General features: G+C 58.4%; 13 protein-coding genes. 9 read left to right on the top strand and 4 right to left on the bottom strand.

Features of this window, described 5'->3' with window-relative positions; genetic code table 11:
• Window positions 1–59 precede the first annotated feature (59 nt).
• Window positions 60–863 (top strand): histidinol-phosphatase, encoded by an 804-nt coding sequence (gene hisN / locus ACP15F_RS10840; RefSeq protein WP_424940806.1) that lies wholly within the window; start codon window positions 60–62, stop codon window positions 861–863.
• Between the two features lie 151 nt (window positions 864–1,014).
• The gene (locus tag ACP15F_RS10835; RefSeq protein ID WP_424940805.1) at window positions 1,015–2,346 is read left to right on the top strand and encodes an 8-oxoguanine deaminase; all 1,332 of its coding nucleotides are present in this window, start codon (window positions 1,015–1,017) and stop codon (window positions 2,344–2,346) included.
• Here the strand turns inward: ACP15F_RS10835 and guaD are convergent.
• Complete coding sequence (gene guaD / locus ACP15F_RS10830) at window positions 2,343–3,626, bottom strand: guanine deaminase (RefSeq protein ID WP_424940804.1); 1,284 nt, start codon at window positions 3,624–3,626, stop codon at window positions 2,343–2,345. The genes ACP15F_RS10835 and guaD overlap by 4 nt on opposite strands.
• 127 nt (window positions 3,627–3,753) lie before the next feature.
• Between guaD and mgtE the strand changes: the two genes are divergently transcribed.
• From mgtE to ACP15F_RS10805, 5 genes are all read left to right on the top strand, one after another.
• Window positions 3,754–5,139 carry a magnesium transporter gene (mgtE, locus tag ACP15F_RS10825; RefSeq protein ID WP_424940803.1) on the top strand — a complete coding sequence of 462 codons (1,386 nt, stop codon included), beginning with the start codon at window positions 3,754–3,756 and terminating at the stop codon, window positions 5,137–5,139.
• A 21-nt stretch (window positions 5,140–5,160) separates the two neighbouring features.
• Entirely contained in the window at window positions 5,161–5,721 is a 561-nt protein-coding gene (locus tag ACP15F_RS10820; RefSeq protein WP_424940802.1) for a 5-formyltetrahydrofolate cyclo-ligase, read from the top strand.
• 73 nt (window positions 5,722–5,794) lie between these two features.
• Window positions 5,795–6,619 carry a TIGR00282 family metallophosphoesterase gene (locus ACP15F_RS10815; protein ID WP_424940801.1) on the top strand — a complete coding sequence of 275 codons (825 nt, stop codon included), beginning with the start codon at window positions 5,795–5,797 and terminating at the stop codon, window positions 6,617–6,619.
• Between the two features lie 95 nt (window positions 6,620–6,714).
• Complete coding sequence (locus ACP15F_RS10810; protein WP_424940800.1) at window positions 6,715–8,493, top strand: SLC13 family permease; 1,779 nt, start codon at window positions 6,715–6,717, stop codon at window positions 8,491–8,493.
• On the top strand, window positions 8,494–9,069 hold the full coding sequence (locus tag ACP15F_RS10805) for a hypothetical protein (protein ID WP_424940799.1): 576 nt from the start codon (window positions 8,494–8,496) through the stop codon (window positions 9,067–9,069).
• Here the strand turns inward: ACP15F_RS10805 and ACP15F_RS10800 are convergent.
• Both ACP15F_RS10800 and ACP15F_RS10795 read right to left on the bottom strand, forming a co-directional pair.
• Complete coding sequence (locus ACP15F_RS10800; protein WP_424940798.1) at window positions 9,064–10,845, bottom strand: SLC13 family permease; 1,782 nt, start codon at window positions 10,843–10,845, stop codon at window positions 9,064–9,066. The genes ACP15F_RS10805 and ACP15F_RS10800 overlap by 6 nt on opposite strands.
• Window positions 10,846–10,876: 31 nt before the next feature.
• Complete coding sequence (locus ACP15F_RS10795) at window positions 10,877–11,470, bottom strand: LysE family translocator (RefSeq protein WP_424940797.1); 594 nt, start codon at window positions 11,468–11,470, stop codon at window positions 10,877–10,879.
• Window positions 11,471–11,542: 72 nt separating this feature from the next.
• Here ACP15F_RS10795 and ACP15F_RS10790 point away from each other — a divergent pair, with 72 nt between their 5' ends.
• Window positions 11,543–11,995 carry an Lrp/AsnC family transcriptional regulator gene (locus tag ACP15F_RS10790; RefSeq protein WP_424940796.1) on the top strand — a complete coding sequence of 151 codons (453 nt, stop codon included), beginning with the start codon at window positions 11,543–11,545 and terminating at the stop codon, window positions 11,993–11,995.
• Here ACP15F_RS10790 and ACP15F_RS10785 read toward each other — a convergent pair.
• Window positions 11,992–12,381, bottom strand: coding sequence for a MarR family winged helix-turn-helix transcriptional regulator (locus ACP15F_RS10785; RefSeq protein ID WP_424940795.1), 390 nt, complete (start codon window positions 12,379–12,381; stop codon window positions 11,992–11,994). The two genes, ACP15F_RS10790 and ACP15F_RS10785, sit on opposite strands and share 4 nt — an antisense overlap.
• Before the next feature lie 125 nt (window positions 12,382–12,506).
• Here ACP15F_RS10785 and ACP15F_RS10780 point away from each other — a divergent pair, with 125 nt between their 5' ends.
• Window positions 12,507–12,959 carry a hypothetical protein gene (locus tag ACP15F_RS10780; protein ID WP_424940794.1) on the top strand — a complete coding sequence of 151 codons (453 nt, stop codon included), beginning with the start codon at window positions 12,507–12,509 and terminating at the stop codon, window positions 12,957–12,959.
• Window positions 12,960–13,057: the final 98 nt, after the last annotated feature.

Here is a 13,057-nt window from a genome sequence, read left to right as displayed (position 1 = left end):
CGCTTGACGCAGCTTGGGCATCGCTGGTACCGCGCTTAAGACAGCATGGGGGATCGGCGATGCAGAGATTGAACGAAGACACTCAGATTGACCTAATCCGCGTAGCAAATGCTTTGGCTGATGCGGCGCGTGATGCGGTTCTTCCATTTTTCCGATCTGCCGACCTGACGGCGGATAATAAGCTTTCCGAGGGTTTCGATCCGGTGACGGAAGGCGATCGTGCTGCCGAAAAGGCGATGCGCGATGTGTTGGCCTCCTTGCGCCCTGACGACAGCATCTTTGGTGAAGAGTTTGGCCAGAAAGCGGGTACCAGCGGTCTGACATGGGTTCTGGATCCAATCGACGGCACGCGCGGGTTTTTATCGGGCACACCCACTTGGGGGGTTCTGATCGCCGTCGGACGAGAGGATGGTCCCGAACTGGGCATCATTGATCAACCATATATCAAAGAGCGGTTCCTTGGCGGCTTCGGCGAAGCTTGGGTCGATGGTCCATTGGGGCGCCGAGCATTGAAGACTCGCAGCACAACCGATCTGTCTGATGCGATTCTATTCACGACGTTCCCCGAAGTCGGCACGTCTGAAGAAGGCGCGGCCTTTCATGCCCTAGCCCCGAAAACGAAGCTGACGCGCTATGGAATGGATTGTTATGCCTATGGTCTGGTTGCTGCCGGCCAAATCGACCTAGTGGTCGAGGCGGGGTTGCAGCCCTATGACGTTCAGGCGCCGATTGCTGTGATTGAAGCCGCAGGGGGCATTGTGACCGACTGGCAGGGTGGTCCGGCTCATCAAGGCGGTCGGGTGGTAGCCGCGGCTAATGCCGAAATCCACGCGGCGGCACTTGAAGTATTACATAAAGTATAAGAGCCCCCCGATTAGCGCCGATCTGTAACCGGGATTAGGGGTAGTTGCTTCTCTCGGTACCTTTGTGGCAGAATTTCTCTATCCACGAGTCCTTTGCCCTTTCTGTCGTGGATCTCGAGTTGTCTCACCGAAATGGGCGGAAGGAGGCAACTTGGACTATTTACTCAAGAACGCGCGTACTGTTCTGACCATGAATGACGGGGATGACGAACTGTCGGGCGTCGATATCCTTCTGTCTGGCGGCACCATTCAAAAGATTGGCATAAATCTTGAGACTCAGGGCGAGGTAATTGACGTCAGTGGTGCCGTCGTGACGCCCGGATTGGTCAATACGCATCACCACCTGTATCAAACGCTCACCCGTGCGGTGCCGGGAGGGCAGAATGCCTTGCTATTTGGTTGGCTGCAGACGCTTTATCCGATTTGGTCGCGGTTCGGTCCGGACGAAATGCGGGTCTCGGCAATGGTTGGGCTAGCCGAGCTGGCGCTGTCTGGCTGTACCATGTCTTCGGATCACCTGTATCTTTACCCGAACGGAGCACGTCTGGAGGACACAATCGATGGTGCGCGGGCTGTCGGTCTGCGCTTTCACCCCACACGCGGGGCGATGTCTATCGGCGAAAGCGACGGTGGATTGCCACCCGATGCATTGGTCGAACGCGAGGCTGATATTCTCGAGGACTGCATCCGTGTCATTGATGCGTTTCATGACAGTTCAGAGGGGTCACTGCTGCGTGTGGGGGTCGCTCCGTGCTCTCCCTTCTCGGTCAGCCGAGATTTGATGCGCGACGCTGCCACCCTTGCGCGTGACAAAGGGGTCATGCTGCACACTCATTTGGCAGAAAATGACGAAGACATCGCATACTCTCAGGCACAATTTGGCTGCCGTCCCGGCCAATATGCCGAGGAACTGGGTTGGGTCGGGGACGATGTCTGGCACGCCCATTGCGTCAAGCTTGATGGGGACGAGATTGATCTGTTTGCGCATACACGGACAGGTGTTGCGCATTGCCCCTGTTCCAACTGCCGCCTTGGGTCCGGGATCGCACCTGTGCGCGCGATGCGAGATGCGGGCGTCAAAGTCGGACTTGGTGTGGATGGATCTGCGTCGAATGATCAGGGAAACCTGATGGACGAAGCACGGCAGGCCATGTTGTTGCAGCGCGTGGCACTTGGGGCCGATCAGATGAGTGCGCGTGAGGCGTTGCGCATCGCAACACGCGGTGGGGCCGAGGTCTTGGGGCGCTACGATTGCGGCCAGATCGCCGTCGGGAAACGCGCGGATATCGCCATTTGGGATGTGACGGGGTTGGACAGCGCTGGCAGCTGGGATCCGGCGGCACTTGTGCTGGTTGGACCGCGCCGAGTGCGTGATCTGTTTGTCGAGGGACGTCAAGTTGTGCGCGATGGTCATATGACCACAGTGGATTTGCCCCGCGTGATCGAAGACCAAAACAGACTGGCCGCACGCCTAATGGGTTAGCGCAGTTTCTTCCCACCTGCCCAGACCGCAGAAATTGCCCGGTCATCTCCCATCATAATGGTGGGGAAAACCGCTTCCCAAATGGTCTCGGCCCGTGCCGCGCGCTGAGCGATTGCGGGGGTTGATGCCAAATCGACCGCGATGATGTCAGCCTCGTATCCCGGGGCCAGACGGCCAATCGTGTCCCCCATATGGATTGCCTGCGCAGATCCTGCAGTTGCCAGCCACCACAGTTGTGCCGGGTGCAGCGCTGTGCCGGACAATTGCCCAACCTCATAGGCTGCGGCCATCGTACGTAGCATCGAAAAGCTGGACCCGCCGCCGGTGTCGGTGGCCAGCCCAATCCGATGCCCCTGAGCCATCAGTCCCTGCATGTCAAAGAGCCCGGAGCCAATGAAGGTGTTCGAGGTTGGGCAGTGGATGAGACTAGCGTCCAGCTCGCGAATCCGGTCGCGTTCGCGTTCGGTCAGATGGATCGCATGGCCCAGAAGAGCGCCTTTTCCTACCAGCCCGAACTTTTCGTACACGTCCAAATAATCGCGCGCATCAGGGAATAGATCCGCGACCCACGCAATTTCCTCGTGCTGTTCGCTGATATGGGTCTGCATCAGAAGGTCCGGATGCTCGGTCCAAAGCGATCCCAACGCCTCCAGCTGTTCGGGGGTCGAGGTTGGGGCGAAGCGCGGCGTGATCACATAGGACAGTCGGTCCTGCCCGTGCCAGCGTTCAAGCAAAGCTTTGCTGTTGTCATAGGCCGACTGCGCCGTATCGCGCAGATTGTCCGGAGCGTTGCGATCCATGCAGGTCTTGCCGCCCAAAACCCGGAGCCCGCGCGATTGCGCCGCAGTGAAATAGGCATCCACGCTTTCAGGATGGATCGTGCAATAACTGACCGACGTGGTGGTGCCCGCTGCCGTCACAAGGTCAAAATAGGTCTCAGCGATCTGGGTTGCGTGGTCCGCGTCACCAAACCGGCTTTCCTCGGGAAAGGTATAGCTGTTCAGCCAGTCGATCAGCCGCTTGCCCCAAGACGCGATGATGGCGGTTTGCGGGTAGTGCACATGGGTGGCGACGAAGCCGGGCGACAACAGTGCATCGCCCATATCGGTCACGCTTGCGTCAGGGTGCAGGGCGCGCAGGGCGTCTGCCTCGCCCACATCTGCAATCATTCCGTCCCGTACCAGAACCGCTCCGCGCCGGATATGCGTGGCCGTATCCTCGGGACGCCCCTGAAACGGGGTGTCGTTGAACTGAAGTACCTGTCCTAGAAGCAGTTCCATAGGAACCTCCGTGATCGCCGTCGTCCACGGTAGGCTGCGAATTTCGCCTGTTCAATGACTTTCTGCCGGTTCACTTGCGGGAAGGCTTGGCCTATGGTCGGGCCAAACGGCGAACGGAGGGCGCGCGATGCTGGACGATCAAATTATCGACGAGTCGCCCGAAGAAGGTGACTACGAACTGGATCGTGAAACCTTTGGTCCTGTTCGCGACGCGCTGGCTGCCGAAAATGGCCCCGCGCTTCAAGCGCTGCTTGACCCACTGCACGCCGCCGACATCGCTGACCTTGTCGAACAGCTGCCTGACGATGAGCGCGACATCTTTGTGCGTCTTTATGGTGCCGAATTCGACGGCGAGGTTCTGTCTGAACTGGACGAGCGTCTGCGCGAGGACGTGGTACACGCCATGGAGCCCGCCGTATTGGCCGAGGCCGTGCGCGTTCTGGAAACCGATGACGTCGTAGACCTGATCGAAGATCTCGACGATCCACAGACCGAAGCCGTTCTGGACGCCCTAGATGACGATGACCGCGTGGTGGTCGAACAGTCGCTCTCGTATCCTGCGGAATCAGCTGGCCGTCTTATGCAGCGCGAGCTGGTGGTGGCACCGGATCATTGGAATGTTGGGCAGACGATTGATTTCCTGCGCGCGCAAGATGATCTGCCCGAACAATTCTATCACGTGATCTTGGTCGACCCGCGGATGCGTCCAACAGGATACGTCACACTGGGACGCTTGATGGGCAGCGCCCGTGAAGTGCCCATGACCGCGATCACCGAAGACAGTTTCCGCACAATTCCTGTCCTGCAGGACGAGGGCGAAGTCGCCTATGCCTTTAACCAGTACCACCTGATTTCGGCCCCTGTTGTGGATGCCGATGAACGTCTGGTCGGCGTGATCACCATTGATGACGCGATGGCCATTCTGGATGAAGAGCACGAAGAAGACATTCTGCGTCTGGCCGGTGTGGCCGAGGAAAGCTCGCTTTCTGATAAAGTGGTGGAAACCACAAAGCGTCGCTTCCCATGGCTGGCGGTGAACCTTGTAACTTCGATCTTGGCGTCACTGGTGATCGCACAGTTTGACGAGGTCATTACCCAGTTCGTCGCGCTGGCAGTTCTGATGCCCATCGTCGCCTCGATGGGCGGCAATGCGGGTACGCAGTCGCTGACCGTGGCTGTACGCGCCATTGCCACGAAAGACCTGACCTCGGCCAACTTATGGCGTGTGATCTGGCGTGAAGCGGCTGTTGGGCTGGTAAACGGGGTCATCTTTGCGGTGGTCATGGGGATTGTCGGCGTCATCTGGTTTGGCACACCGCTTTTGGGTGTCGTGATCGGCGTGGCGATGGTCGTGAACCTTGTGATCGCAGGGCTGGCAGGCGTTATCATCCCGGTGGTGCTGGACCGGATGGATATCGATCCGGCACTGGCCTCGGGTGCGTTTGTGACCACGGTGACGGATGTCGTGGGCTTCTTCGCCTTCCTTGGTCTTGCTGCTGTAATGCTGATCTGACGACCCTGACTGGACCTCGACATGACTGACCTGACTGCCGTTAAAGCGGCCGCCCGTAAAGCTGCCTTTGCTCGCCGCAAAGAAGCGCATTCCGAAGCGCGCTCTGCGCTGGGCATGGCGCATCTGATTTCGGTCCTGAATGACCACAAAGGTAAGACGTTGGCGGGCTATATGCCGATCCGAACCGAGATCAATCCGCTGCCCGCGATGGCCGCGATGGCCGCGTGGTCATCCATTGGCGTGCCGTATATTGAGGGCACTGGACTGCCCCTGAAATTCGCGAATTGGCGCCCGGACAGTGACATGGTGGATGGCCCCTTTGGCGCGCAAGTGCCTGCCAAGCTCAGGTTCATCACGCCCGAGGTTGTGGTCGTCCCGTTGGTGGCCTTTGATCGCAACGGCGGGCGTCTGGGCTACGGTGGCGGTTTCTATGACCGCACGCTGGAAGGGCTGCGGGCCGAACGGTCAACCTTGGCCATCGGCTATGCCTATAGCGCGCAAGAGGCCGAAGATCTGCCGCTTGAGCCCACGGACCAACCGTTGGACGCGATTGTGACCGATGATGGCGTGATCTGGTTCTGACCCGTCCGGAACTGCAGGGTAGTTTGCGCCAAACTCTTGCCCTTGGGATAAAAGCCGCCTAGGGCTACGTCCCATGAAAATACTCTTTCTTGGTGACATCATGGGGCGTGCTGGACGGCGCGCGGTGACGGAGCGGCTGAAGACGCTGCGCAATGACTGGAAGCTCGACTTCGTCGTTGCAAATGGCGAAAACGCCACCAGCGGGCATGGGCTGAATGCGGGTCACGCGAAAACGCTGCTGGATGCGGGTGTGGACGTGATTACCCTTGGGGATCATGCCTTCGATCAACGCGATATGCTGAGCTTCTGCGAACAGGAAAAGCGCATCATCCGTCCCTTGAACTATGCCAAAGATTGCCCCGGCGTGGGCGCGCGGGTTTTTGCGGATGCGCGCGGTCGCAAGATCCTTGTGACGCAGGTGCTGGGTCAGGTCTTCATGAAACGCGCCTATGACGATCCGTTTTCGGCGGTAGATCTGGTTCTGAAGCGCCACACTCTGGGTGGGGCAGTGCAGGCTTCGCTGGTTGATATCCATTGCGAAGCAACATCCGAGAAGATGGCAATCGGCCATTGGTGCGACGGACGCGCCAGTGTGGTCGTGGGTACGCATACGCATATCCCAACGGGCGACGCGCAGATTCTGTCCAAGGGTACGGCGTTTATGGCGGATGCCGGGATGTGTGGCGACTACAACAGCGTCATCGGCATGCAGAAGGAAGAGCCCATGCGCCGTTTCGTGACTGGTATGGCCAAAGGGCGATTTACCCCAGCCGAGGGCGAGGCCACGTTGTCAGGTCTGTACATCGAAACTGACGATCGCTCGGGCAAGGCCACGCGGGTTCAGATGGTGCGCAACGGCGGGCGGCTTCAGAACGCTTCCCCTTTGGATGCGGATTAAGCAATCTGCCAAATTCCGTTTAACTGCAAAACCGTGCTTGCCCATGACACATGTGCAGGGCAAAACTGTTCCAAGCGATTAAACGGGGACATTGCATGGGTTTATTCGAGTTCAGCGCCACCACACAGGCGGTGATTGCCCTGATGACAGTGGGCGGGATGTTCATCCTGTTCCTGCGAGAAAGCTTCCCAACCGAAGTCGTCGCCATTGGCGGTGTCTCGATCATGCTGGTCATGGGTATTCTGGACTACGATAGCGCGCTCGAAGTGCTGTCGAACCCGGCCCCATGGACCATCGCAGCGATGTTCATCGTGATGGGGGCACTGGTACGAACCGGCGCGCTTCAGTGGTTTACACAGATTGCGGAAAAACAGGCTGAACACAGCCCAATGCTGGCGCTGTCGGTGTTGATGGGCTTCGTCGTGATCTCGTCTGCGGTTGTATCAAATACGCCGGTCGTGGTGGTGATGATCCCTGTCTTTATCCAGCTGGCGAAGAAGATTGGGAAGTCGGCCTCGAAACTGCTGATCCCGCTGAGCTATGGGGCCATTCTGGGGGGCACGCTGACGCTGATCGGCACCTCAACCAATCTGCTTGTGGATGGTGTGGCACGCGATGGCGGGCTTGAGCCGTTCACAATCTTTGAGGTCACCCCTTTGGGCGTCGTTCTGGTCGCTTGGGGTATGTTTTATCTGCGCTTCATTGCGCCGAAGATCCTGCCCGATCGCGACAGCATGGCCACGCTTTTGACCGATAGATCGCGCAAGAAGTTTTTTACCGAGGCCGTGGTCCCGCCGGAATCCAACCTGATCGGGCGCGAGGTTAACGGGGTGCAGCTGTTCAAGCGCGAAGGCGTTCGGCTGGTCGATGTGGTGCGCGGTGATACCTCGCTGCGACGCAACTTGGAGGGCGTGACGCTTCAAGTGGGTGACCGTGTGGTTCTGCGGACAGCAATGACCGAGCTTCTTAGTCTGCAGCGTGACAAAAGCCTGAAACGCGTGGATCAGGTGTCGGCGGTGGAAACGACCACGGTTGAAGTGTTGATTTCACCTGGGTGCAAAATGGTTGGTAAGCAGCTGGGCAAGATGCGTCTACGTCGTCGTTATGGTGTCTATCCGCTGGCCGTTCACCGCAAGAACCAGAATATTGGCCGTCAGTTGGATGATCTGGTTGTGCGCGTCGGGGATACCCTTCTTCTGGAAGGCGCCCCCGAGGATATTCAGCGACTGGCACAGGATATGGATCTGGTCGATGTGACGGCTCCGTCGGACCGCGAGTATCGCCGCGGTCATGCGCCGATCGCGGTGGCCGTGCTGATTGGATTGGTGGCGCTGGCGGGCTTTGGCGTCGCCCCGATTTTCCTGTTGGCCGTCTTGGCTGTGGCCGTGGTGCTGATGACCCGGTGCATCGACGCGGACGAGGCCTTTGGGGCTGTGGATGGCCGTCTTCTGGTGTTGATTTTTGCGATGCTGGGCATTGGGGCCGCGCTTGAAAGCTCGGGCGCGGTGGCGCTGATCGCAGAAGGCATCGCGCCGCTTCTGGGTAAGCTTCCCCCTTTCCTGATTGTCTGGGCGATTTATCTGCTGACTTCGGTTCTGACAGAACTTGTGTCAAACAACGCCGTGGCGGTGGTCGTGACACCCATCGCCATCGGGCTGGCGACCGCGCTGGGCCTTGATCCGCGCCCGCTGGTTGTTGCCGTGATGGTCGCGGCCTCGGCCAGTTTTGCGACGCCTATTGGCTATCAGACCAACACACTGGTCTACGGGCCGGGTGGCTATAAATTCTCGGACTTCCTGAAGGTTGGCATTCCGTTGAACCTGTCCGTAGGTATTCTGGCCTCTGCTCTGATTCCGTTCTTCTGGCCGCTGTAAGTGTCCGCACCGGCCTTTCCTGAACGCACGAGCTTGCTTCTATTGGGGCGTAGGTCGCTGAATTTCGACGTGGACGGTCTGGCACAGAAATGGGCGGATCAAATGCTGTCATGGGCAAGTGCTGCGGTCGTGGATGCCCCAAACGGTAATGTCGCGGCACGCGCCATTGAAAGTGGTGCGCTCTACACGCTTTCAAGCCTGCCCAGCCCGGCCCATTGGGGTGAGCTGTCTGACTTAATCCGGGATGTCGCGCGTGATTTGCATCTCTTCCTGCCGGGTGACCCCGCAACCGCCACGCGGTGGCTGGCTTGGGTGCATCTTTCCGATGTTCTTGCCGCCGGGGGGGATGATTTTGATGCGCTCAAAAAAGTGTCGCGCCTGTGGTTCGATCACGAAACTCCGGATCTGCACAGATTTTATCTGTTCAAACACGCGATCCGTGAGGTGATGCGCGACGGACAACAGGCGCATGTTCCGGGGCTGACACGTGAGAGTTGGCGGGATGATCTGGTCTTGGCCATCACCGATTGGAAGAAAGAGACCCGAGCGCCGGATCTGTTTCCCGATTCTCTATAGCGGCCAGAACACCAAAATCGCAGGGATCGATACGGCTACGACCAAGATTTCCAGTGGCAGACCCATGCGCCAGTAATCTCCGAACTTATAGCCGCCGGGGCCAAGGATCAGCGTGTTGTTCTTGTGCCCGATAGGGGTCAGGAAGGCGCAGGATGCAGCGATTGCCACGGCCATCAGGAAGGGGTCAGGGTTCTTGCCCAACGCCTGTGCCATCTGAATGCCGACGGGGGCCGCGACAATGGTCGTGGCGGTGTTATTCAGAACATCCGACAGCGTCATCGTTACGATCATCAAGACGGTCAGTACGGCCCATGCGGGCAACCCTTCGGTCACGCCGACCAGCGCACCGGCGATCAGTTCGGTGCCGCCCGAGCTGTCCAATGCAGCCCCCAGCGGGATCATCGACCCAAGCAGCACAACGACGGGCCATTCGATATGGGTATAAAGCTCGGACAGGGGTACGATCTTGGCCAACACATAGCCCACCACGACCAGCCCCAAAGCGACGGGCAGATAGATCAGCCCAAGGCTTGCGGCCGCGACAGCTGCCGCGAAGAGACCGATGGCCAGCCAGACTTTCTCGTCGCGGGTCACGGTCAGGCCGCGTTCCGCCAGCGGCAGGCAGCCCAGCCATTCGGTGACGTCGGCTTCGTTCCCTTGAGGAACCAGAAGCAACAGAATATCGCCCGGATGGACCTCGGTCTTGCGCATTTGTTGGGTGATCTTCTTGCCGGCACGCGAGATGCCCATCAGAACAGAGCGTTGGCGCCAATTTAGACCGATCGATTGTGCCGTCTTGCCCGCGATCCGAGAGTTTTCGGGGACAACGACCTCGATCTTTGACAGACCGTCGCCCTCGGCTTTCAGTTTTTCTTCGCGGTGACCTTCGGCAAATGCCAGGCCAAGCGCCGCTCGAAACTCGTCCAGCGCCTCGGGCGTGGCTTCTAACACCAATGCGTCATGTGCTTTCAGCTTCGTACCGCGTTGGGTGCCATAGCGCCGTGTGCCGTCACGGACGAGGCCAAGAATGGCGACATCGTTCTTTTCGGCATCCTCCAGTAGATCTTTCAGGCGCTTGCCAACGTGCTTCGAGCCTTCCGGCACGGTCAGTTCGGCCACGTATTGGCTGAACTCGTCCATCGGGTTTGATCCGTTCTTTCCGGCGTCAGGCTGTGGGATTAACCGCCAGCCGATCAAGGCAACGAAGATCAGGCCCGCGATGGCTGTGACACCGCCCACGGGGGCAAAGTCGAACATCTTGAAAGGCTCTCCCAAAGCGTCTTCGCGGATGGCGGCGATGATGATGTTGGGAGGCGTTCCGATCAGTGTCACCATGCCACCAAGGATGGTGGCAAAGGACAGTGGCATCAGGCTTAATCCAACGGGGCGCGCCGCTTTGCGGGCGGTCTGAATGTCAACCGGCATCAACAGCGCCAGCGCGGCCACGTTGTTCATGAAGGCCGACAGCACGCCACCAATGGCGCCCATAAGCGTGATATGTGCGCCCAATGATCGCGACGCGTCCACAAGCGTGCGGGTGATCAAGAACACAGCCCCGGATCGGACAAGCCCTGCTGATACGACCAGAACCAACGCCACCACCAGAGTAGCGGGGTGGCCGAAGCCGGAAAACGCCTCTTTCGTGGGGACGACGCCAAGGACGACGCCCACCATCAGCGCGGAAAAGGCCACGATATCATAACGAAAGCGGCCCCAGAGAAGCAGGCCGAACACGGCGCCGAATAGCGAAAAGAGAATAATCTGATCAGTTGTCATGCCCAAGGAGTACCGCGTGGGGCAGGGCGCGTCACCCGTAGATTACGGGGAAAAGTGTGGCAACAAGCAGCAAGGCCATGGTGACGTTGAAAGCGCGCAGTCGGGTGGGATTGGTCAGGATCACGCGGATTTTCTGACCCAGAACCGTCCAAGTGGACACTGAAGGCAAGTTCACTGCTCCAAAGATCACCGCCACCAACAGGACTGCCCCCATATCGCGCGTCGGTGCGTAGACACTGATTGCGGTCAACGCCATCGCCCAAGCTTTCGGGTTCACCCATTGAAAGGCAGAAGCTTGCAGAAATGTCATAGGAGTGCCACCGGACTTGCCCATGCCAGGCTCAGAGGCGCGGGCAATTTTCCATGCGAGCCACAGCAGGTAGACCACGCTGCCCGCTTTCAAGATGGTATAGCTGACCGGATAGAGGTCGAAGAGCTGCATAAGCCCAGCCCCTACCAGCACCACCATCAACGTGAACCCTAATGCCACGCCCAGCATATGCGGGATGGTGCGCACGAAACCAAAGTTGGCCCCCGACGCCATCAGCATCAGGTTGTTTGGCCCCGGCGTGATGGACGAGACGAAAGCGAAGGCGACGAGCGCGAAGAGGAGATCGTAAGTCATAAGGGGATTATTGCGGACATCGCGCGCCGCCAGATTGCAAAGTTGCATGATTATCGGCTATTACTGCAATTAATGATGAAGCAAGATCAAATAAACAATCGAATATTGCGGGAACTGTCCAGCGATGGGCGTCTACCCAATACCGAACTGGCAGAGCGCGTGGGATTGTCGCCGTCAGCTTGCTTGCGCCGTGTGCAGGAGCTGGAACGGCAGGGCGTGATCGCAGGCTATCGAGCTGTGCTGGATCCGGTGGCGATGGGCGTAGGATTCGTGGCTTATGTCACCGTGGGCCTTAAGGATCATACAAAAGAGGCGCAGGAAGGGTTTGAACGGGCCGTGGCGCTGTATGACGAGGTTCGCGAGTGTCACAACATCACCGGCACTGTCGAATATCTGCTGCGCGTCGAGGCCGAAGACCTGATCGCTTACAAGCGGTTTCATACCGACAAGCTGGGCACGCTGCCGCAGGTGCATCAACTGGTGACACATGTTGTAATGGGCTCGCCCAAGGATGAACGGGCTTAGCGTGTGTCGCTAAATCCATCAATGACACGCTTCATTAATGCTATGAGCTGAGTTTGCTCGTCAGGCGTAAGCACAGACAGCGCTTGCGTGTTGCTTGTCTTTGCTGCGGCCTGTGCCGGCACGCGCAAGGCCTTCGCGGTCTCGGTCAGCCAAATCTGCTGCGCCCGTCCATCATTTGGATCCTTAACCCGGCGCACAAGCCCGTCGCGCTCCATCCGGTTCAGCGTGTTGGCGACTGTGGCTTGTTCCAAATCTAGCCGCGTCACCAGCTCTTTTTGGGTCCGTCCGTCTTTTTCCCATAGTTCAATCAGGATGGGGAACTGACCCCAAGTCAGACCCAGATCGGTGATGTTGCTCTGAAGGGTTTTGGCGAACAGTCGAGCCATGTGATTGACGAGAAAGCCGGCGGAGGTGTTTTTACTGAATTCCATACCGAAGATTACACTTGCATAGCGAGCTATGCAATAATATATAGCATGCTATATAAATTAGAATCAGGAAAGGAAACGCCATGAAAACGAAGATCCACGCCGCCGCCGGAACTATCGCCTTTTTGTGCGTTCTTAGCTTTTGGACCAGCTCTGTCACGGTCGAGGTATTCGGCAGCCACGCCGCGATTGCGATGGTGAAGCAGACGATCGTCTACGCTCTGATCGTAATGGTGCCCGCGATGGCCATAGTCGGCGCAACCGGGATGTCTTTGGGGGCCAAACGCAAAGGTGCCTTGATAGAGGCGAAGAAAAAACGCATGCCAATCATCGCGGGCGCGGGCTTGTTGGTACTGGTACCTGCCGCGCTTTATCTGAACTACAAGGCCAGCAACGGCGCGTTTGATACGATGTTTTATGTGGTTCAGGGCATCGAGCTTGCTGCGGGTGCCATGAATTTGTCCTTGTTGGGGCTGAACATCCGTGACGGCCTGAAGATGACCGCCAAGCGTCGTCAGATGAAAGCTCGCACCTGAATCCGAACTGATTGGAGCCCGATTCCAACGAGCTTGCCTTGCCACCTTGAACCTCCGGGCTGCCTTGCGGTATTGAACGTGGAAACTGACAGATAGAA

This window comes from Aliiroseovarius sp. S253, from assembly GCF_049800855.1.
Lineage (GTDB): Bacteria > Pseudomonadota > Alphaproteobacteria > Rhodobacterales > Rhodobacteraceae > Aliiroseovarius.
This window is presented reverse-complemented; position numbering and strand designations above follow the sequence as displayed.

Bases quoted from the DNA above. Each gene is read 5' to 3' on its own strand.
- ACP15F_RS10785 (WP_424940795.1), bottom strand. From the start codon at position 12,381: ATGGCTCGACTGTTCGCCAAAACCCTTCAGAGCAACATCACCGATCTG.
- ACP15F_RS10790 (WP_424940796.1), top strand. From the start codon at position 11,543: ATGATGAAGCAAGATCAAATAAACAATCGAATATTGCGGGAACTGTCC.
- ACP15F_RS10815 (WP_424940801.1), top strand. From the start codon at position 5,795: ATGAAAATACTCTTTCTTGGTGACATCATGGGGCGTGCTGGACGGCGC.
- ACP15F_RS10800 (WP_424940798.1), bottom strand. From the start codon at position 10,845: ATGACAACTGATCAGATTATTCTCTTTTCGCTATTCGGCGCCGTGTTC.
- guaD (WP_424940804.1), bottom strand. From the start codon at position 3,626: ATGGAACTGCTTCTAGGACAGGTACTTCAGTTCAACGACACCCCGTTT.
- ACP15F_RS10780 (WP_424940794.1), top strand. From the start codon at position 12,507: ATGAAAACGAAGATCCACGCCGCCGCCGGAACTATCGCCTTTTTGTGC.
- ACP15F_RS10810 (WP_424940800.1), top strand. From the start codon at position 6,715: ATGGGTTTATTCGAGTTCAGCGCCACCACACAGGCGGTGATTGCCCTG.
- ACP15F_RS10795 (WP_424940797.1), bottom strand. From the start codon at position 11,470: ATGACTTACGATCTCCTCTTCGCGCTCGTCGCCTTCGCTTTCGTCTCG.
- mgtE (WP_424940803.1), top strand. From the start codon at position 3,754: ATGCTGGACGATCAAATTATCGACGAGTCGCCCGAAGAAGGTGACTAC.
- hisN (WP_424940806.1), top strand. From the start codon at position 60: ATGCAGAGATTGAACGAAGACACTCAGATTGACCTAATCCGCGTAGCA.
- ACP15F_RS10820 (WP_424940802.1), top strand. From the start codon at position 5,161: ATGACTGACCTGACTGCCGTTAAAGCGGCCGCCCGTAAAGCTGCCTTT.